Genomic DNA, 18,985 nt, shown 5'->3' on the forward strand with positions numbered 1-18,985 from the left:
AGGGCGCAGCGATGCGCCCTTGTCATTTACAGCGCTTCCACGTCGATGTGCAGCGCGTCGTACCGCCAATATTCCAGGTCGCAATCGATCACTCTGTCGTGCTGATCGCGATTCACCCGCGTAATGAACAGCGCCGGGCTGCCGTAGGTCACCTTCAGCATGGCGGCGGCCTGCTGCGGCAGCAGGGTGGGCAGCATGTCGAAACGCACCCGCCCGTAGTGAATGCCGTAGCGCGCGGCGTACAGCGCGGTCAGCGACTGGGTCAGATCTTCGTCCAGAATGCCGGGGAAATAGGCCGGATTGAGGTAGTGCTCGCAGTACAGCACCGCACGTCCGTCGATGTAGCGCAGCCGGCGAATGCGATAGGCCTGCGCGCCGGGAGGCAGCGCCAGACGGCCGGCCAGCGGCGCGTCGAGTGTGACAACCGCGCTGTCGATCGCTTCGGTATGCGCGGCGCGCCCCTGCTGCTGCGCCATGGCGTGAAAATGGCTGCGCTGCAGCGGGTTGTAGATCAAACGTGGCGGCGAGATGAACCAGCCGCGCCGCACCTGGCGGTAGATGACGCCCTGCGCCTCCAACTGGCCGAGCGCCTCCTGCAAGGTAATGCGGGTGGTGGCGAATTGCTCGCTCAGGGCGCGTTCGGAGGGCAGCTTGCCGTCCACGGCGAACTCGCCGGCGGTGATGCGGGCGCTCAGCGTTTGGCAGATGGTGGCGACGGTCGTCGGTGCTTCACTCATACAGCGGGTGTCCCGTTTCAGTGCGTTTGGCCTTCCTTAAGGTAGACCAGCGTCGCGTTTTCGCCGTTGCAATGGGTGATAAAACTGTCGCTTTTTTAAGCTGACATATAATTATCACATTCGTCCGTTAGATTGGTTTGGTCCTTGCTGGACTAGTCCAGCCATCCCCACACTACCACCTGGAGCATCAGTTATGAAACGTTTGTGCGCTTCTGTGTTAACCAGTGCCATCGTGTTATCCAGCCAGATGAGCTGGGCCGCGGATACCGATCTGGCGGCGCTGGAGCAGGCCGCGAAGAAAGAAGGCGAAGTCAACAGCGTCGGCATGCCGGACAGCTGGGCCAACTGGAAAGGCACCTGGCAAGATCTGTTGAGCAAGTACGGCCTGAAGCATGTCGATACCGACATGAGCTCCGCGCAGGAGATCGCCAAATTCGATGCGGAAAAGAACAACGCTACGGCGGACATCGGTGACGTCGGCGCGGCCTTTGGCCCGGTGGCGGTGCAGAAGGGCGTAACGCAGCCCTACAAACCCTCTACCTGGGATCAGGTGCCGGACTGGGCGAAAGACAAAGACGGCCACTGGGCGCTGGCTTACACCGGCACCATCGCCTTTATCATCAATAAACAGCAGGTGAAAGACATCCCGCACAGCTGGGCCGATCTGCTCAAGGGCAGCTATCAGGTCACCATCGGCGACGTCGGCACCGCGTCGCAGGCGGCCAGCGGCGTGCTGGCCGCCACCTACGCCATGGGCGGCAACGAGAAAAACCTCAAGCCGGGCCTGGAATTCTTCGGCAAGCTGGCCAAGGCCGGCCGCCTGAGCCTGAGTAACCCGGTGATCGCATCGCTGGAGAAAGGGGAAGTGCAGGTTGGCGTGGTGTGGGACTTCAACGGCCTGAACTACCGCGATCAGATCGACAAAACCCGCTTTGAAGTGCTGATCCCGTCGGACGGCTCGATCACCTCCGGCTACACCACCATCATCAACAAATACGCCAAGCACCCGAACGCCGCCAAGCTGGCGCGCGAATACATCTTCTCCGACGCCGGCCAGATCAACCTGGCGCGCGGCTATGCCCGCCCGATCCGCGCCGAACATCTGACGCTGCCGGACGACGTCAAGGCCAAGCTGCTGCCGGCCGAGCAGTACAAGAATGCGCACCCGATCGCCGATCCGGCGGCCTGGGAACAGAGCGCCAAAGCGCTGCCGCGCCTGTGGCAGGAAAACGTCATTATGTTTATGCAGCAGTGAGTTAACGCACCATGAAAACGATCCTCGTGCTGCTGGACGGCCTCAACTACCGGGTGGCGCATGACGCCATGGGGTATCTGCAGGCCGAATGTGCGGCGGGACGCGGGCGGTTGTACCTGCTGGAGAGCGAGTTGCCCTCGCTCTCCCGGCCGCTGTATGAATGCATCCTCACCGGCGTCACGCCGGTGGAGAGCGGCGTGGTGCACAACCACGTCTCGCGCCTTTCTCATCAACAAAGCGTGTTTCATTACGCGCGCGCCGCCGGGCTGACCACCGCCGCCGCCGCGTATCATTGGTTCAGCGAATTGTATAACCGCACGCCGTTCGACGCCGCGCGCGACCGCCACACCGACGCTCCCGAGCTGCCGATTCAGCACGGCCATTTCTATTACGACGACGGCTATCCCGATAGCCATCTGTTCGACGACGCCGAAAGCCTGCGCCAGCGTCATCAGCCGGATTTCCTGCTGATCCACCCGATGAACATCGACGACGCCGGGCACCGCTTCGGCCTCTCTTCGCCGCAGTACCGCAACGCGGCGCGGCGCGCCGACGGCTCGCTGTCGCGCTACCTGCCCGAGTGGCTGGCGGCCGGTTATCAGGTGCTGGTCACCGCCGACCACGGCATGAACGACGATCGCAGCCACGGCGGGGTGTTGCCGGAAGAGCGCCAGGTGCCGCTGTTCGTGTTCGGCGCGGGCTTCAGCCTGGACGACGCCGATCCGCAGCAAACCGAGCTGTGCGGCACGATCTGCGATCTGCTGCAGGCGGCGCATGACAAGCCGCGCTGCCGGGCGCTGCTGGCGCAGGATGCGCGATGAACAGCAAAACCAAATGGATCGCCGCACTGTGCCTGCTGCCGTTTATCGTGCTGTTCGGCGCGTTTCAGATCGCCCCGCTGGTGTGGATCGCGGTTCACAGCTTTTTCAGCGAGAGCAGCGGCTGGGGATGGGGCAACTATGTCGATATCCTCACGTCGCCGTTCTACCTGCAGGCCTTTCAGTTCTCGCTGGAGATCTCGCTGTGGTCGAGCGTCTACGGCTTGCTGATTGCATTAGTGGGCAGTTACTCACTTCGCCAGCTCGGCCAGACCCGCTTTCATGACTTCGTGATGTCGTTCACCAACATGACCAGCAACTTCGCCGGGGTGCCGCTGGCGTTCGCCTTCGTCATTCTGTTGGGGTTGAACGGCTGCCTGACGCTGCTGCTGCGCAAATACGGTTTGATGGAGAGCTTCAACCTCTATTCGAAGAGCGGCCTGATCGTGCTGTATACCTACTTCCAGATCCCGTTGGGCGTGCTGTTGCTGTATCCGGCGTTCGATGCGCTGCGCGCCGATTGGCGTGAGTCGGCGGCGCTGCTCGGCGCCGGCCCCTGGCGCTACTGGCGGCATATCGGCCTGCCGGTGCTGGCGCCGGCGCTGATGGGCACCTTCGTCATCCTGCTGGCCAACGCGCTGGGCGCCTACGCCACGGTGTACGCGCTGACCACCGGCAACTTCAACGTGATCCCGATCCGCATCTCGGCGTTGGTGGCGGGGGACATCTCCCTCGATCCGAACCTGGCCAGCGCGCTGGCGATGCTGCTGGTGGTGATGATGGCGTTTATCACGGTAATCCACCAATGGATGCTGCGCAGGAGCTACCTCAATGCGCGCTCATAATCGGATGGAGAATGCGCATGTCGCGTGCTGAACGCCTCTATCACCGCACGGTGACCGGCCTGCTGCTGCTGATCCTGCTGCTGCCGCTGGCGGCGACGCTGATTTATGCGCTGGCCACCCAGTGGGGCGCCACCATTTTACCGGACGGTTTTACCCTGAAGTGGCTGACGGCGCTGTGGAGCGACCCGCGCTTTTTGCAGGCGCTGTGGCACTCGCTGCTGATCTGCTTCGGCACGCTGCTGCTGTCGGTGGTGGTGATCCTGCCGGCGATGTTTGTGATCGCTTACTACTTTCCCAAACTGGACGCGGTGATGAACGTGCTGATCCTGCTGCCGTTCGCCGTGCCGCCGGTGGTGTCGGCGGTGGGGCTGATGCAGCTGTTCGCCGCCGATCCGCTGCCGCTGCTCGGCACCCCCTGGATTTTGGTGGGCTGCTATTTCACCATCGCGCTGCCGTTTATCTACCGCGCCATCAGCAACAACATGCAGGCGATCAACCTGCGCGATCTGATGGACGCCGCGCACCTGCTCGGCGCCAGCACTTGGCAGGCGGCGCTGTGGGTGGTGCTGCCGAACCTGCGCAAGGGCGGAACAATTGCCGTGCTGCTGTCGTTCTCGTTCCTGATCGGCGAGTTCGTGTTCGCCAACCTGCTGGTAGGCAGCCAGTATGAAACGCTGCAGGTCTACCTGTTTAATATGCGCAACGGCAGCGGGCATTTCACCAGCGCGCTGGTCATCTCCTATTTCGCCGTGGTGCTGCTCGTCACCTGGCTGGCGAACTTGCTGAATAAAAACAAGGGCTAACCCGATGGCTTATCTCAACGTCACCCGCCTGAACAAACACTATGGCCAGACCCAGGTGTTTCAGGATATCGATTTCACCGCCGAAGAGGGGGAGTTCGTCACCCTGCTGGGGCCGAGCGGCTGCGGCAAATCGACGCTGCTGCGCTGCCTGGCCGGCCTGACACCGGTCGACAGCGGGCAAATTTTATTGCAGGGCCAGGATCTGGTATCGCTGGCGCCGCAAAAGCGCGGCATCGGCATGGTGTTCCAAAGTTATGCGCTGTTCCCCAATATGACGGTGGAAGGCAACGTGGCATTCGGCCTGAAAATGCAGAAGCTGGCGGCCGGGCAGATCGGCCAGCGGGTGCAGGAGGTGCTGGCGCTGGTGGAGCTGAGCGATCTGGCGAAGCGCTATCCGCATCAGCTGTCGGGCGGCCAGTGTCAGCGCGTGGCGCTGGCGCGATCGCTGGTCACTCGCCCGCGTCTGCTGCTGCTCGACGAACCGCTGTCGGCGCTGGATGCGCGTATTCGCAAACACCTGCGCGAGCAGATCCGGCGCATTCAGCGCGAGCTGAACCTGACGGCGATCTTCGTCACCCACGATCAGGAAGAGGCGCTGACCTTGTCGGATCGCATCGTGCTGATGAACAAGGGGCAGATCGTGCAGAGCGGCGATGCGGAAACCCTGTATACCCAGCCGGCGGATGCCTTCGCCGCCGGTTTTATCGGCAACTACAACCTGCTGAGCGCCGAACAGGCCGGCCGCTTGACCGGGCGCAGCTATGTCGGCAAGGTGGCGATCCGCCCCGAGTCGATCGGCCTGTTGCCGGCCGGACAGGGGATCGGCGGGGTGATCCTGGGTCACAGTTTGCTCGGGAATGTGGTACGGTATCGGATTCAGGTTTGCGAGGTAGAATTGCTGGTTGACGTGCTCAACCGTTCGGTGGCCGACCTGCGGCCCGACGGCGCGGAAATTGGGCTACACTTGGAACCTGTTGTATTGCGGGAAGTTGCATGACTTCGCAGCGCGGCGCCGGGGCCTTCCCGCCGCCGCATTAACCCTTCTCTTCTGCGGTCTGCCGCCCGCCCGCTGTCCTGCCAGACCCACGCCCGGCAGGCGGGACCGCGCACTGTACCCGTCATCCTTTGGCTCGCCTCTCTGCGTCGCGTGACAAGCATCGGGTATCAGCCTCCTTTGGCCGGGCGTTAATGGAGCGTATCTTCCGTGCTGACCCTTCTTCACCTGCTTTCGTCCGTGGCGCTGTTGGTGTGGGGCACCCACATCGTGCGCACCGGGATCATGCGGGTTTACGGCGCCAATCTGCGGCGCGTGTTGAGCGACAGCGTTGAGAAAAAACCGCTGGCGTTCGTTTCCGGCATCGGCGTGACCGCGCTGGTGCAAAGCAGCAACGCCACCGCGCTGCTGGTGACCTCTTTCGTCGCGCAGGGGCTGGTGGGGCTGGCGCCTGCGCTGGTGATCATGCTGGGCGCCGACGTCGGCACCGCGCTGATGGCGCGCGTGCTGACCTTCGATCTTTCCTGGCTGTCGCCGCTGCTGATCCTGGTCGGCGTCTTCCTGTTCCTCAGCCGCAAGCAAATGCGGATCGGCCAGATCGGACGCGTCCTGATCGGCCTTGGGCTGATCGTGCTGGCGCTGGAGCTGATCGTCGCCGCCGCCACGCCGATCACCCAGGCGGCCGGGGTGAAAGTGCTGTTCTCGTCGCTGACCGGCGACGTGATGCTGGACGCCCTGACCGGCGCGCTGTTCGCCATCGTCAGCTATTCCAGCCTGGCGGCGGTGCTGCTGACCGCCACCCTGACCGCCACCGGCGTGATTTCGCTGAAGGTGGCGCTCTGTCTGGTGATCGGCGCCAACCTCGGCAGCGGCCTGCTGGCGATGATCAACGCCAGCGGGCAGAACGCCGCCGGGCGGCGCGTAGCGCTCGGCAGCCTGCTGTTCAAGCTGGTGGGCTGCATACTGGTGCTGCCGTTCGTCTCCTATCTGGCGGATTTGATGGCTCAGCTGCCGGGCGGCAGCGAAGAGCTGGTGATCTATTTCCACGTGTTCTACAACCTGATCCGCTGCCTGGTGATGATCCCACTGGCCGGGCCGATGGCGACGCTGTGCGAGCGGCTGATCGTCGACGAAGCGGCTGACGATCCGCGCATGCGGCCGCGCCATCTGGACGCCAGCGCGCTGGATACGCCGACGCTGGCGCTGGCCAATGCGGCGCGTGAAACGCTGCGCATGGGCGACGTGGTGGAACACATGATGATCCTGCAACGTGAAGTGCTGCACGGTAAGCAGGGGGTCGATAAAGAGGTGCGGCGCCTCGACGATGACGTCGACGTGCTGTACACCGCCATCAAGCTGTATCTGGCGCAGATCCAGAAGGAAGATCTGGGCGAGGAAGACTCGCGCCGCTGGGCGGAGATCATCGAAATGGCGCTCAACCTGGAACAGGCGGGCGACATCATCGAGCGCATGGCCGGCGACGTGGGCGCCAAGTCGCACGCCGCGCGCCGCGCCTTCTCGGCGGAAGGGTTGGCGGAGCTGGACGGGCTGCACGAACGGCTGATCGGCAACCTGCGCCTGGGGCTGTCGGTGTTCCTGTCCGGCGACGTCACCAGCGCCAAACGCCTGCGCCGTTCCAAGCACCGCTTCCGCATTCTGGATCGCCGCTACGCGCACGCGCACGTCGATCGTTTGCACCAGCAAAACGTGCAGAGCATCGAGACCAGTTCGTTGCATTTGGGATTGTTGGGGGACATGAAGCGCCTGAACTCGCTGTTCTGCGCGGTGGCTTACAACGTGTTGGATCAGGATGCCAAGGACGACGATCGCGACTGGGAAGACACCCCGAGCACGCTGTAAAAAAACGCCCCCGGTTTTAACCGGGGGCGTTGTGCAGGAAAGGCGCGTTATTTGCCGCTGAACACGCCGGCTTTGGCATCCGCCTGTTTTGTTGAGGCATGGCCGCTGACGAACGGCACGTTGCCGTCAACGCCCTGTTTCGCCGCACCGGCGGCCAGGCCGCCAACCGTGGCCGCCGCATCGACGCGGCCGCCGCCCTGATAGCGTTGGCCGTTGACGTCCTGCTGGCTGACCTGGCTACCGCCCAGTTCCACCTTGCCTTGCTGGCTGCGGATCTCGCCGCCGGTCAGTTGGGTTTGGCCGCCGACCTGCAGCGCCACGCCGTTCTTACCGGTGATCGCCGATTGCTCGCCGACCGCGTTGTTGTTCACCACGTCGGCATTGACCTTGAGGTGCCCCTGGCGACCGGCCGGCCCGGTGATGCTGTCTTTCACCGCGCCGCCGACGGTGCGTGCGCCGCGATCCCACAGCGGGCCTTGCGGTTTTTCGCCGGTCGGCGTTGCCGGCAGCGTGACTTTGCCTTCGGCCTTGCTGAAGCTGACCGCGCCGGTGGTGTCCTGCTGCGGATCGAGGCGACGCGCCACGCTGTTGTACTTGTCGGTGGTGGCGTCGGCCACTTTGTTCACTCCGGCCTCCAGTTTCTCTTTCACCTTACCGGCGTAACGTGGTGTGCCGACCTTCGACAGCTTGGAGGTGATGCTGCTGCCCGGATCGTTGCTGTGGCTCAGGCCGGCATCCACATCGACCTTCACACCGTTCTCAACGTCTTTGCGGCTTTCAACGTGCAGATTGCCGCCCACCTTGCCTTGTACGCTGTCGGCATCGACACGCGCGCCGGCGAGACGGGTGTCTTTGCCGCTGTTGATCGCCACGTCGCCCGCGGTGATGCCGGTGTTGGCGTGGGTGGTTTTATCCTGCTGTTCCACGCCGACCTTCAGACCGGCACCCAGCGTGTGGGTATCTTTGCCGGTGTTCGGGTCGACCTTGCCGCCGGCGTCCTTGTTGAAGGTTTGGCCGCCTTTGGCGTTGGCTTTGATGCCCAGGCTCCAGTTGTCCTTATGCTGCTCGTTTTTGGCGGACTCCAGCAGGATGCCGCCGTTTTTCGCCTCGAGCGCGGCGCTGCCGCCGCTGACTTTGGCCCCCTGCAGATGCAGTGCGTCATCGCCTTTGCCGTTGGCGGACAGGGTGACCTTGCCGTCTGAGGCGATAGTGGCGCCCTGACGCTCGGTTGTGGACTCATTCACCTTGGCGATGTCGAAGGCGCCGCCGGCGGAGAGGTTGCCGCCGGTTTTTTCCTTGCTGTCGCTGCTGCCGGCGCCCAGATCGATATTGCCGGACAGCTTGCTTTCCTTACGCGTTTGGGTCGATTCCGCCGCCTGCAGTGCGACCTTGTTACCCGCGCTCAGGCTGACGTCGCCCTGGCTCTTGACGTTGGTGCCCTGCAGCGTCAGATCGCGGCCCGCCTTCAGCTCAACGCCCTGTTGGCCACTGACGTTGCCGACCTGCGCGGTGCTGCTGCTGCTTTCGCCGTTGTGGGTGCCGCCGCCGAACCCGGCGCCGAAGTTTTTACTGTCGGCGGTGAAACCGCCCTTGGCGGAGGCTTTGACGTTAAAGCCGCTGTGGCTTTCGCTCTGCTTGTCGCTGGCCTGATCAAGGCGGATATCGCCGCCGGCGTTGACGGCGGTTTTTCCGCTGCCGCCGTTCAGCGCGGTGCCCTGATAGACCGCGTCTTTTTTCACGTTGACGTTGATGCCGTTGGCCGCGTCGATCGAGCCGGTCACCGCCTGGCTGGCGCTGCTGTTGCTGCGCTGGGTGCCGCCTTCGCCCTTGGCGTCCACGGTCAGATCGCTGCCGGTGGAGGTGTAGACGCGCACGCCGGCGCTGCCGCGGGTATCGCGGCTCTGCTCTTCCTGACGATTTGTCGCAGCTTCGCTGCGGTGGCTGTCCGCCGTCAGCGTGACCGCGCCTTTGTTGGCTTGATATTGCGTGCCCTGATCGCGCACTTTGCCTTTGGCGTTGATGTCGATGCTGCCGGCTTTCACCGAGCTGACGACCGCCTGCGAGCTGCTGCTGCGTTTTTCGCTGCTGCCGCCCTGTGCGCCGATATCCAGGCCGACGTTAGGCGCGCCGATGCCGCCGATGTCGTTGATGACGCCGGTGGCGTCCAGCTTGGCCGCCTTGCCGACCGCACGCTCGACCGGACGGGTCACGGCGCTGTAATCGACGTTGGCACCGATGTTCACGCCGACGTCGGTTTTGGTGGTGTTGCTGCTGGTGGTGTCGGCAGCGGCCAGGTGATCGACGTCCGCGGCGTTTTCTTGATAGGTGCCGCCGACGCTGTGCTGCGCACCTTGCTGGGTCAGCTTGTCACGGGCGTTGACAGTCAGGTTGCCTTTGACGTCGCTGCCGGAGGTGACGGCCTTGCTGCTCTGCGCCTGTGTTTTGCTGTTCTCGTAGCCGGCCTCCACACCGCTGCCGAGCTTGTCGATGCCGCCGGTGTAGTAGAAACCACCGCCGACCTTGGTCTGCTCGGTATTCGAGGTGGTTTTGTCGTCCGCCGCCAGGAACGAAACCTTATTGCCGCTGACGCTGGCGTCGCCTTTGTCGGCGACCAATTTGGATCCGCTGAAGGTCACGTTCTTATCCGCGTCGAGTTTCACGCTGCCGCCGCTGAGGGTGGCGCCGCGGTTCTCGGTGCGGGTGGTTTTCTCGCTGTCGCGGGTGTGTTCGATGCGTAAACCGGCGCGGTATTGCTTGTCGCCGGCTTCTTTGGCGTAGCCGTTGACGGTGAGCGCGGTTTTCTGCTCGTCGATGTTCTGCTGCTGCTCGGCGGCCTTGACGTTGATATTGCCGGTCTGCGACGTGACGCTCAGCTCGCCGCCGCTGGCGACCTGGCTGCCGATCACGTCGGTGTCCTTACGGCTGACCAGCTTCAGGTTGGTGTCGGACTTCAGCTCGCTGGCGGTGCTGCTCTGATAACTGTTATCGGCCTTGTGCGAACTGCTGGTGATGTTGAAGGCGGTGCCGGTACGCGCGTCGATTTTGTCCACGGTGGTGCTCAGCGCGTTGTCGATGCGCAGGCCGCCGTGGGTGGCGGTGACTTCGCCGCCTTTCTGGCCGCGCGCCTTGCTGCCGGTAATGGTGACGCCTTGCTGACCGTTCAGGCGCAGGGTGCCGCCGCTGGTCAATTCGGAAGCGTGGCTGACTTCGCGGCGATTGCTGTTGTTCTTGTTGTCGCCGCCGCCGATGCCGCCCCAGGAGGTTTTGTCATCGCGCACCGCTTTGGCGTTGGCGGTTTTCTGCACCCCGACCTGGATTTGGTTATCTGCGTCGATCGTCAGATCGCGCTGGGCGTGGACCTTGGCACCCTGAGTCGAGACATTGCGGCCGGCTTTCACCGTCAGTTCGCCCTGGCTGCGCAGTTCACTGGCCTTCAGGCTTTCGCTTTCGTCGCTGCTGCTCCAACTGCCGGTGCGCAGGCTGGAGGTGTGGTTGCGCTGATAGCCGCGTTCGCTGGACTTATCTTTCTCCACCAGCCCGGCGAGGTGCACATCGCGCGCTGCTTTGACGCTCAACGCCCGGTCGGCGCTGACGCTGGCGCCCAACAGGTTCACGTCTTCCCGAGTACTGACGAGTTTGGCGTTGCCGCTGGCGGCGACGGTGCTGCCCGCCTGCTGCAGTTGCTCGCGTTCGCGGGTGACGTCGTATTGCCAGGAATAGAACCAGCGGTCGTCGGTGTGACCTTGAGTTTGCTTCAACTGCTGGCCGTCGAGCGTCAGCTTGCCGCCCTGCAGGGTGATGTCTTCGCCGCGAATATCGGTGGCGGTGAGGTGCGCGTGGTTATCCGCCACCAGGCTGATGTTCTTGCCTTTCAGCTCGGTGCGGGTCAGCTTCTGGCTGCTGCTGCGATCGTTGACGTAGATGCCGCCACGGTAATTTTGATAGTTATCGCCGCCGTTTTTGTTGCTGCTGGCATCTTCAATGCGGCTTTCGCTGCGAATATCGTAGGCTTTCACCTTGAGTTCGTCGCCGGCAGCCAGCATGCCGGCCAGCTTCACGCCGCTGCCTTGCGCGGTGTTGATGATGTTGATGCGCCCGGCCTGCATGCTGCCGAGGTAGTAGCTGTCCAGCGCGGTCGTCGGCTGTTCGCTGGCCAGCACCTTGCCGTCGCGCGCCACGCGGTTAAGGCCGCTGATGGCGTTGATCGCCGCCGGCGTCACTTTGCCGTTGCGGTGGGTGAAGTCTTGTACGATCACGTCGCCGCGGCTGTCTATCTTCGGTGCGATCAGATCCAGCACGCCGCTGGCGTTCAGGGTGCCGCTGAGGCTCAGGGTATTGCGGTTGCCCAGGGTGCTGTAGCCCTGCAACAGGCCGTTTTCCACCAGCGGGTTGCCGACCACCAGCGAGGAGCGGCTGGTGTTGATGAACCCGCAGCCCTGGCAGCTGATGCCGTTCGGGTTGGCCAGCACGTAGTCGGCCGCCATGCCGAAGATCTCTTGCTGGCCGTGCAGCAGCGACGGGTTGCGGCCGATCACTTCATTAAGGATCACACTGGCTTCGCGTCCGCCCAGATTCGGGTTGGCACCCAGTTGCCCGGCCAGCTGCGACAGCCCCGCCTCGCGGGAGTTGTTCAGCACCGCGCCGGGTTGGTTGACGTTGAAGTCCTGGTATTGGTTATGCGACAGCCCGCTGCCGTTCGGCGCGACGATGTCGACCACCTGGGCGCCGGTGGCGGCGGTGGAAACGCCGGGGCCGTTGGCGCCGTTGGCCGCGACGATCTCTCCGGCGTAGGCGCCGGCGGAAGCGGCGAGAATTATCGCCAGCGCGGCGGCCAGTTTGCCTGCCGCCGAAAGTCTGAAGTTATTATTTTTCATCCATGTATCTCCGTATATTGCCGTGGGGTCCTGCAAAACTGCTGATTAAAAGGTGTAAGAAAAGCGCGCCAGCACCTGAACGGGATCCTCGGGCGTGGCGTGGTTCGACAAGATCCAGCCGCGGCTGACCTCCAGATCGACCAGCGCCTGGCGGTAGCGTAACGTGGCGCCGCTGCTCAGCCCGGCGCTGCTGCGCCAGCCCGAGTTATCCTGACGCGGCAAAATGCGGCCGACGTCGGCGCCAAGGCGCGGCGTCAGCGTGGCGGCGCCTAAATTGAAGCTGCGCGACAGCGTATTCTGCAGATACCAGCCGTTGTCGCCGGACTGGGTACTGCGGCTGAAGCCGCGTACGGCGCTGCGATCGGTGAGGCTCAGCCATTCCACGCCGGGCAGCGGGTCGCGGCTGTACTGGCCATAGAACAGGTTGTTGAGCTGATAGGTGGCGTCACCCAGCTTGAGACGCTGGCTGAGGTTGGCGAACAGCTTGCCTTTGGTGAACTGGCTGTCGAGGTGCACCGAGCTCGGGTGGCGATCGGCGCCCAGCCATGGCAGGCCCTGTTCGACGCTGAGGTTGGCGCTGAACACCCCGTTGGGCAGAATCTGCAGGTGGCTGGCGCTCAGCTCGGCCAGGGTCAGCGTGGGGCTGCTGACCTCGAGGCGCACGCTTTCGAAGTAGTTATCGATGCGCTTGTAGGTCAGCTGTCCGCTCAGGCTGTCTATCTGATCGTGATCGCGGTAAAACACGTAGTCGCTGCGCAGACCGTACTGTTGGGTCTGGCCGTGCAGTTTGACCACGTTGTGCGGCAGTTGCTGGTGGTTCTCATAGGACGAGAAGCTGGCGAACCCGCTGAAGGTGAACGCGCCGTACGGCAGCGAATAGAGCAGGGTATAGGCGCGATTATAGCGGTGGGCCGGGTTTTCCAGCGTGCTGTTGGCGTTCAGGCTGACGAAGTCCGACAGGCCGAACGGGCTGTCCAGCGTGGCGGTGGCACGTGCCAGCCACTGGCCGGTGCTTTTTTGGCCGTAATTATCCGTGCCGGCGGTAATCAGCCAGGGCTTGGCATGCTGATTGCGCAAACGAATGACCGAACCGCCAACCTGATGGCCGGGCAATATATCCAGCTTGGTGGTATTCGATTGCAAACGGTTAGCCTGATCCAATCCCTGGTCGAGATCGGTTAATTTCAACGGCTTGCCTTCCAGCCCCGGAAATAATAAACGGCTGTTGACCCAGCGATCGCCGCCTTCTATTTTCTCGATAAATCCTTCGGTGACGCTTAACCCCAATTCTCCTTGTGAATTAGGGCGAACAATTTGCACGCGCGCGGTGATATAGCCCTTTTGCACATAAAGACGCGTTAATTCACGGGTCAGGCGATTGATATCGTTGCTGCTGATGCACTGTTCCGGCAACGCGCTCAGGGCGGATAAATCGCTCGGCGAGAGCAGGGTGACGCCCTGCAGATAAACGCCGGCGATCGGCAGGCACTGCGCGGACTGCGGCAGGGCGGGCGCGGCCGGCTCCGGCTCCGCCAGCAGGCGCTGCTGCTTCAGCTGCTGGTAACGGCGTTGCTCAATCAACTGGTTGACTTCACGCGTGCTGTCTTGCAGCGCGCGGCGCGACTCGCCCATCGACATATCCCGCATCATGTGGGCATCCGGCAGGGTTTCGGCGGAAAGGGCCGTGCTGACCAACAGCGTCAAGGCGGTGATTTTTTTTATCATTGTAATCCATTATGAGAGGCCGCCGGGGCAGCCAGCCCAATCCATGAGGTTAACCACGGGCGGCCGAGGGCCGGCCCGAAATAATGAGCGACATGCACATTGCGAGGTATCTTGATTTGCCGCAGCAAATAAGACGGTGGGTATATATCTAAATAATAATTAGGCTGCTTCTTTTATGGCGGGCAACCCTGGTGACTTAATTAATTAAAAAAAGTAGAACGTCTCTTCCTCTTGCCAACATTATCGGCATGGATAGGAAGAATCTGAATTTTTATTTTTCACGGATGATAGGGGATGAGGGAAATTATGACAATCCGACCAGTGGGAAATACGAAATTTCGCAGGGAAGAAACGGGACGCAATTGTTTGCGTCCCGACAGGCGGTTTATTTTTTCTTGATAGGGCGGCCGGACCAATACCCTGCCAGCAGCGAACCGGAGAGGTTGTGCCAGACCGAGAACAGCGCGCCCGGCAGCGCGGCCAGCGGCGAGAAATAGATTTTGCCCAACGTGGCTGCCAGCCCGGAGTTCTGCATCCCGACTTCGATCGCCAGCGTGCGGCAGGTGGACTCGTCGAAGCCGAACAGTTTGCCGCCCCAGTAGCCGCTCAGCAGGCCGATGCCGTTGTGCAGGATCACCGCGACGATCACCACCAGACCGACCGAGGCGATATGGCTTTGGCTGCCCGCCACCACCGCGCTGATGATGGCCAGAATGCACACCATCGACAGCGCCGGCAGCAGCGGCTCGATGCGCTTCACCGTTTTGGTCAGGGTATGGTGGACGATCAGGCCCAGGCCGATCGGGATCACCACGATCTGCAGAATGCTTAACAGCATGCCCATGATATCGACGCTGATCTCGGCGTCGACGTACAGGCGGGTCAGCAGCGGCGTGGCGAACACCCCCACCAGCGTTGAGACCGCCGAGATGGTCACCGACAGCGCCACGTCGCCCTTGGCCAGATAGATCATCACGTTGGAGGCGGTGCCGCTGGCCACGCTGCCCACCAGCACCATGCCGGCGGACAGATCCGGCGGCATGCGAAACAGCATCGCCAGGATCCAGGCCGCCAGCGGCATGATCAGATAGTGCAGGAAGATGCCGGCCGCCACCGGGCCGGGGCGCGCCAGCACGCGTTTGAAGTCGTCCAGTCGCAGCGTGACGCCCATGGCGAACATGATCAGCATCAGCAGCGGGCTGACGTAGGGGCCGATGCCGGTAAAGGTGGTCGGGGTGTAATAGGCGGCGACGGACAGCAGTATCGCCCACAGGGGGAAGAGACGCGTGAGTAGAGCCAACATGCAGGTTTTCCTTAGCCAGATTGAGAACGATGGGTGTGGTTGTGTTTTTTGCGGGTTCAGCAGGCTGAACCCCTGCAGGTTTTGAACGGATTTTTTAGACGCAGGGGCGCAGCATGCTGCGCCCGCAATCAGGGATAATGACTTATTCGAACAGGTTGTGATGCAGGGTACGCACCACCTGTTCGGCTTCTTCGCCCGGCACCAGGAAGCACAGGTTATAGCTGCTGGCGCCGTAGCAGATCAGGCGGATATTGAACGGATCGAGCACGCCGAACACCTCTTTGCCCACGCCGCAGGCGCGCGACAGCTGGTTACCGATGATCGCCACCAGCGCCAGGTTTTCTTCCACTTCCACCCGGCACAGCGACGACAGTTCGGTCAGCAGTGAGGTGGTCAGCAGGCTGCCGCCGACGGAGGTGGCGCCGGTGGTGTCCATGGTCAGCGCGATGCTGACTTCCGAAGTGGTGATCAGATCGACGGAGATGTTGTGACGCGCCAGAATGTTGAACACCTCGGCCAGGAAACCGCGCGCGTGCAACATGTTCAGGCTGTGCAGCGTCAGCAGCGTTTGCTTGCGGCGCAGCGCCAGCGCGCGGAACAGCGGCGGATTCTCGGTGGTGTTGCACACCAGCGTGCCGCCGGCCGCCGGATCCTTGCTGGAGCCGACGAACACTGGAATGTCGCTGCGCACCGCCGGCAGCAGGGTGGCCGGATGCAGCACTTTGGCGCCGAAGGTGGCCATTTCCGCCGCCTCTTCGAAACCGATTTTGTCGATGCGCTTGGCCGCCGGCACCACGCGCGGATCGGTGGTGTAGATGCCCGGCACGTCGGTCCAGATATCTACCCGGCCAACGCCGAGCGCCTCGCCGAGCAGCGCGGCGGTATAGTCGCTGCCGCCGCGGCCGAGCGTGGTAGTGCGGCCTTTCGGCTCGCTGCCGATAAAGCCCTGGGTGACCACCAGCGCTTCCTGCAGGCGCGGCTGCAACTGCGTCCGGGCCAGTTCGCTGAGCGCGGCGCTGTCCGGCACGGCGCGGCCAAAGTGATCGTCGGTGCGCATCACTTTACGCACGTCGAACCATTCGGCCTGCACGTTGCGGGCGCGCAGGATTTCCACGAACAGCAGGGTGGACATCAGCTCCCCATGGCTGACCAGCTCGTCGGTCAACGCCGTCGAGGTGGCCAGCGACGCGGCCTCCGACAGCATGGCGATGTTTTCCAGCAGGCGGTCTATCTCGTCGCGGATCACCGCAGGCGCCGCGAGGCGATCGAGGATGGCGTACTGGATGCGACGAATTTCATCAAGCTGGTAGTTGCGCTTGTCGGCCTCGCAGCCTTCGGCCAGGGCGACCAACAGGTTGGTGACGCCCGCCGAGGCGGACAACACCACCAGGCGGACCTGCGGGTTGGCCAGCACGACGTCGGCGCTGCGGTTCATGGCTTCAAAGTCGGCGACGCTGGTGCCGCCGAACTTGGCTACCACGGTGGAATTCTGGGGTACTGCTTGGTTCATGTAGAAACCTCGTGTCAGGGATGCCCGTTTGGGGGCACTGTAATTCCATAGCCTTGGCACAAGGGGAGAGCGGTAAACAGGGGGCAGGCGTAGAGGTCAGGCTACGATACACCCAGAAGCGCCCCACCTTGTCGATCGCCCTGTGGGCGATCCCCTGGTGACAACCCAGGGGATTCAGCCCCTGTAGTCGATACGATAATGGCCGGCCATTATCGTACCTCGGCGTCGCTCCCCCTCGGGTGCCGTCAACGGAGAAACGGCTCCTCTGACACTCTACCTGGGCGACGCGCCTCTTCTGGCTTGCGCACCGGGTGCGCAAGTAGGCTGTTAGGAATAGCCGGTTATTGCCATTCTGTCAACGTACGGACGGTGAGGGATTTTCATCTTGTACCAGCGCGATAAGCGTACAGGGCATCGCGGGCGTGGAACCGGCGCCAATCGGTTGCAGAGAACCGTCTTCCTTTTGGCTGAATAGCGGGATAACGCCCTGATGTTTCTCCAAATACTCCAGCCAACCGAAATTTTCGTTCAATTTGGTCGCTTTGATGGTGGCCCCCCTGGCGAGCAGGCTGCTCAGGCGGCCGTAGGTGGCTTCCTGATTAAATAAAATTTCATGCCGGCGGAAACGCGAACTTTCCGCGCTGGCGCCGCGCCCTTTCAGCGGCGCCCCCGAACGGATGGCAAACACGTGATCCTCGCCGAAGAGATGGCTGAAGTGGTAGACCGCCAGCGCGTTCTGGTGGCGATTGGGCGACAGCGCCAACACCTGGGCGATATTGCTCAGATCGAGGTAGTTCTCGGCGTGTTCGGAGTAGGCGTGGCCATAATAGGCCGGAATGCCGTCCATACGCGCCTGACGGTAGTATTCCCAACTGCTGTCGGTGACGATCACCGGCACGTTCAGCTTGATCAGCGCCTGCGCCAGCATGCGCGCCACGCTGTTGGCGCCGACGATCAGTACGCCGCGCGGCTTTTGCTGCTGCACCCGCAGCCAGCGCGCCATCATGCCGCTGGTCAGGCTTTGCAACACCACGGTACCGATGATGATGGCGAACACCACGGTCACCAGCCGGTCGGCGCCCTGATAGCCGCTGCGCTGCAGCGTCAGCGCGAACAGCGAGCTGACCGCCGCGGCCACGATGCCGCGCGGGGCGATCCAGCACAGCAGCAGCCGATCGCGCCAATGCAGGGAAGAGCGCCAGGTCGAGACCGCGATGCACAGCGGCCGGGCGATAAACTGCACCGCCAGCAGCAGCAGCAGCAGCGGCCAGCCCATGTTCCACAGCGCCTGGATGTCGAGCCGCGCCGCCAGAATGATGAACAGCGCCGAGATCAGGATCGCCGACAGTTCTTCTTTGAACGCCAGAATATCGCTGGTATCGACGTCGCGCATGTTGGCCAGCCAGATGCCCATCACCGTGACGGTCAACAGGCCGGATTCGTCGGCGATGGCGTTGGAAACGCCGAAGGCGGTCAGCATGATCGCCAGCACCGCCAGGTTCTGCAGGTAGCGTGGCAGCCAGACGCGGCGCAGCGCCAGGCCGAGCAGGTAGCCGAACAGCGCGCCGGCGATAAGGCCGACGGCGGCAGTCACGCCCAGCGTCCAAAACAGGTGGGTATAGGACTCCGCATTCTGCTTCAGTACGATGAACTCGAACACCAGCAGGGTGAAGATGGCGCCAACCGGATCGATGACGATCCCTTCCCAGCGCAACACCTGGTTAATGTTGGCGTTCGGTCGCACCACGCGCATCAGCGGAGCGATCACCGTCGGCCCGGTCACCACCGTCACCGCGCCGATCAGCGCCGCAAGCTCCGGCGGGAAATCCAGCAACCACCAGCTGGCGAGGCTGATGACCAGAAAGGTGACCAGCATGCCGACGGTGACCAGATTACGCACCACGCCGCCGAGGCCGCGTATCTCCTCGAAGCGCAGCGTCAGCGCCCCCTCGAACAGGATGATCGCCACCGACAGCGACACCAGTGGAAACAGCAGATCGCCGAACAGCAGATCCGGCTGCACCAGATGCACCGTCGGGCCGAGCACGATGCCGAACAGCAGCAGCGGCAAAATGGCCGGCAGACGCAGCAGCCAGGCCAGCCACTGCGCCAGCAGCGACGCCAGGCCGATAAGCACCAACATAAGTGGGGCGGATAATTCCATAAGCGAGATCCCTTTCAAATGACGAAATAAGTAACGATGACACAGCCTGATGACAATTCGGCAACCCCGATAACAGGCCGTTAGCCAAAAGTATAGA

The 18,985-nt window shown here is 62.8% G+C and carries 12 protein-coding genes and 1 riboswitch; of the genes, 6 read left to right on the top strand and 6 right to left on the bottom strand.

The genetic code is table 11. The annotated features are described in order from the left end of the window. Positions 1 to 26: 26 nt before the first annotated feature. Positions 27 to 737, bottom strand: coding sequence for a UTRA domain-containing protein (locus ACJ8J4_RS20925; protein WP_042785476.1), 711 nt, complete (start codon positions 735 to 737; stop codon positions 27 to 29). Between the two features lie 193 nt (positions 738 to 930). On the opposite strand from ACJ8J4_RS20925, the gene ACJ8J4_RS20930 reads away from it, so the two are divergent. From ACJ8J4_RS20930 to ACJ8J4_RS20955, 6 genes are all read left to right on the top strand, one after another. Continuing rightward, positions 931 to 1,992, top strand: coding sequence for an ABC transporter substrate-binding protein (locus tag ACJ8J4_RS20930; RefSeq protein ID WP_004936660.1), 1,062 nt, complete (start codon positions 931 to 933; stop codon positions 1,990 to 1,992). A gap of 11 nt (positions 1,993 to 2,003) precedes the next feature. Further along, a complete protein-coding gene (locus ACJ8J4_RS20935) occupies positions 2,004 to 2,813 on the top strand; it encodes an alkaline phosphatase family protein (protein WP_043139627.1) in 810 nt (269 codons plus the stop codon). Beyond that, entirely contained in the window at positions 2,810 to 3,655 is an 846-nt protein-coding gene (locus ACJ8J4_RS20940) for an ABC transporter permease (protein ID WP_016930298.1), read from the top strand. The genes ACJ8J4_RS20935 and ACJ8J4_RS20940 overlap by 4 nt, the downstream gene beginning before the upstream one ends. A 17-nt stretch (positions 3,656 to 3,672) precedes the next feature. Continuing rightward, a complete protein-coding gene (locus tag ACJ8J4_RS20945) occupies positions 3,673 to 4,458 on the top strand; it encodes an ABC transporter permease (protein WP_025304475.1) in 786 nt (261 codons plus the stop codon). 4 nt (positions 4,459 to 4,462) lie between these two features. Continuing rightward, on the top strand, positions 4,463 to 5,455 hold the full coding sequence (locus tag ACJ8J4_RS20950) for an ABC transporter ATP-binding protein (protein ID WP_197836093.1): 993 nt from the start codon (positions 4,463 to 4,465) through the stop codon (positions 5,453 to 5,455). Positions 5,456 to 5,662: 207 nt separating this feature from the next. After that, on the top strand, positions 5,663 to 7,312 hold the full coding sequence (locus ACJ8J4_RS20955; RefSeq protein WP_016930295.1) for a Na/Pi cotransporter family protein: 1,650 nt from the start codon (positions 5,663 to 5,665) through the stop codon (positions 7,310 to 7,312). 47 nt (positions 7,313 to 7,359) lie between these two features. Here the strand turns inward: ACJ8J4_RS20955 and ACJ8J4_RS20960 are convergent, their stop codons facing one another. The 5 genes from ACJ8J4_RS20960 to ACJ8J4_RS20980 all read right to left on the bottom strand — a co-directional run bounded on the left by ACJ8J4_RS20960 (position 7,360) and on the right by ACJ8J4_RS20980 (position 18,888). Beyond that, the gene (locus ACJ8J4_RS20960; protein ID WP_197836089.1) at positions 7,360 to 12,186 is read right to left on the bottom strand and encodes a hemagglutinin repeat-containing protein; all 4,827 of its coding nucleotides are present in this window, start codon (positions 12,184 to 12,186) and stop codon (positions 7,360 to 7,362) included. Between the two features lie 45 nt (positions 12,187 to 12,231). Continuing rightward, positions 12,232 to 13,911 (bottom strand): ShlB/FhaC/HecB family hemolysin secretion/activation protein, encoded by a 1,680-nt coding sequence (locus tag ACJ8J4_RS20965; RefSeq protein ID WP_049296296.1) that lies wholly within the window; start codon positions 13,909 to 13,911, stop codon positions 12,232 to 12,234. Positions 13,912 to 14,296: 385 nt separating this feature from the next. Continuing rightward, positions 14,297 to 15,214 (bottom strand): ketopantoate/pantoate/pantothenate transporter PanS, encoded by a 918-nt coding sequence (panS, locus tag ACJ8J4_RS20970; RefSeq protein ID WP_025304471.1) that lies wholly within the window; start codon positions 15,212 to 15,214, stop codon positions 14,297 to 14,299. Positions 15,215 to 15,356: 142 nt separating this feature from the next. Then, complete coding sequence (gene lysC / locus ACJ8J4_RS20975; RefSeq protein ID WP_164099892.1) at positions 15,357 to 16,724, bottom strand: lysine-sensitive aspartokinase 3; 1,368 nt, start codon at positions 16,722 to 16,724, stop codon at positions 15,357 to 15,359. 108 nt (positions 16,725 to 16,832) lie between these two features. After that, a riboswitch (Lysine riboswitch) is annotated at positions 16,833 to 17,027 on the bottom strand. Positions 17,028 to 17,079: 52 nt separating this feature from the next. Beyond that, positions 17,080 to 18,888, bottom strand: a complete 1,809-nt coding sequence (locus ACJ8J4_RS20980) for a cation:proton antiporter (RefSeq protein WP_060434721.1) — start codon at positions 18,886 to 18,888, stop codon at positions 17,080 to 17,082. Positions 18,889 to 18,985: the final 97 nt, after the last annotated feature.

Origin of the sequence: Serratia sp. CY47280, from assembly GCF_052168655.1 — a bacterium.
Classification (GTDB): domain Bacteria; phylum Pseudomonadota; class Gammaproteobacteria; order Enterobacterales; family Enterobacteriaceae; genus Serratia; species Serratia bockelmannii.

Coding starts and splice junctions, on each gene's coding strand:
- ACJ8J4_RS20925 (WP_042785476.1), bottom strand. CDS start 737: ATGAGTGAAGCACCGACGACCGTCGCCACCATCTGCCAAACGCTGAGC.
- ACJ8J4_RS20930 (WP_004936660.1), top strand. CDS start 931: ATGAAACGTTTGTGCGCTTCTGTGTTAACCAGTGCCATCGTGTTATCC.
- ACJ8J4_RS20935 (WP_043139627.1), top strand. CDS start 2,004: ATGAAAACGATCCTCGTGCTGCTGGACGGCCTCAACTACCGGGTGGCG.
- ACJ8J4_RS20940 (WP_016930298.1), top strand. CDS start 2,810: ATGAACAGCAAAACCAAATGGATCGCCGCACTGTGCCTGCTGCCGTTT.
- ACJ8J4_RS20945 (WP_025304475.1), top strand. CDS start 3,673: ATGTCGCGTGCTGAACGCCTCTATCACCGCACGGTGACCGGCCTGCTG.
- ACJ8J4_RS20950 (WP_197836093.1), top strand. CDS start 4,463: ATGGCTTATCTCAACGTCACCCGCCTGAACAAACACTATGGCCAGACC.
- ACJ8J4_RS20960 (WP_197836089.1), bottom strand. CDS start 12,186: ATGAAAAATAATAACTTCAGACTTTCGGCGGCAGGCAAACTGGCCGCC.
- ACJ8J4_RS20965 (WP_049296296.1), bottom strand. CDS start 13,911: ATGATAAAAAAAATCACCGCCTTGACGCTGTTGGTCAGCACGGCCCTT.
- panS (WP_025304471.1), bottom strand. CDS start 15,214: ATGTTGGCTCTACTCACGCGTCTCTTCCCCCTGTGGGCGATACTGCTG.
- lysC (WP_164099892.1), bottom strand. CDS start 16,724: ATGAACCAAGCAGTACCCCAGAATTCCACCGTGGTAGCCAAGTTCGGC.
- ACJ8J4_RS20980 (WP_060434721.1), bottom strand. CDS start 18,888: ATGGAATTATCCGCCCCACTTATGTTGGTGCTTATCGGCCTGGCGTCG.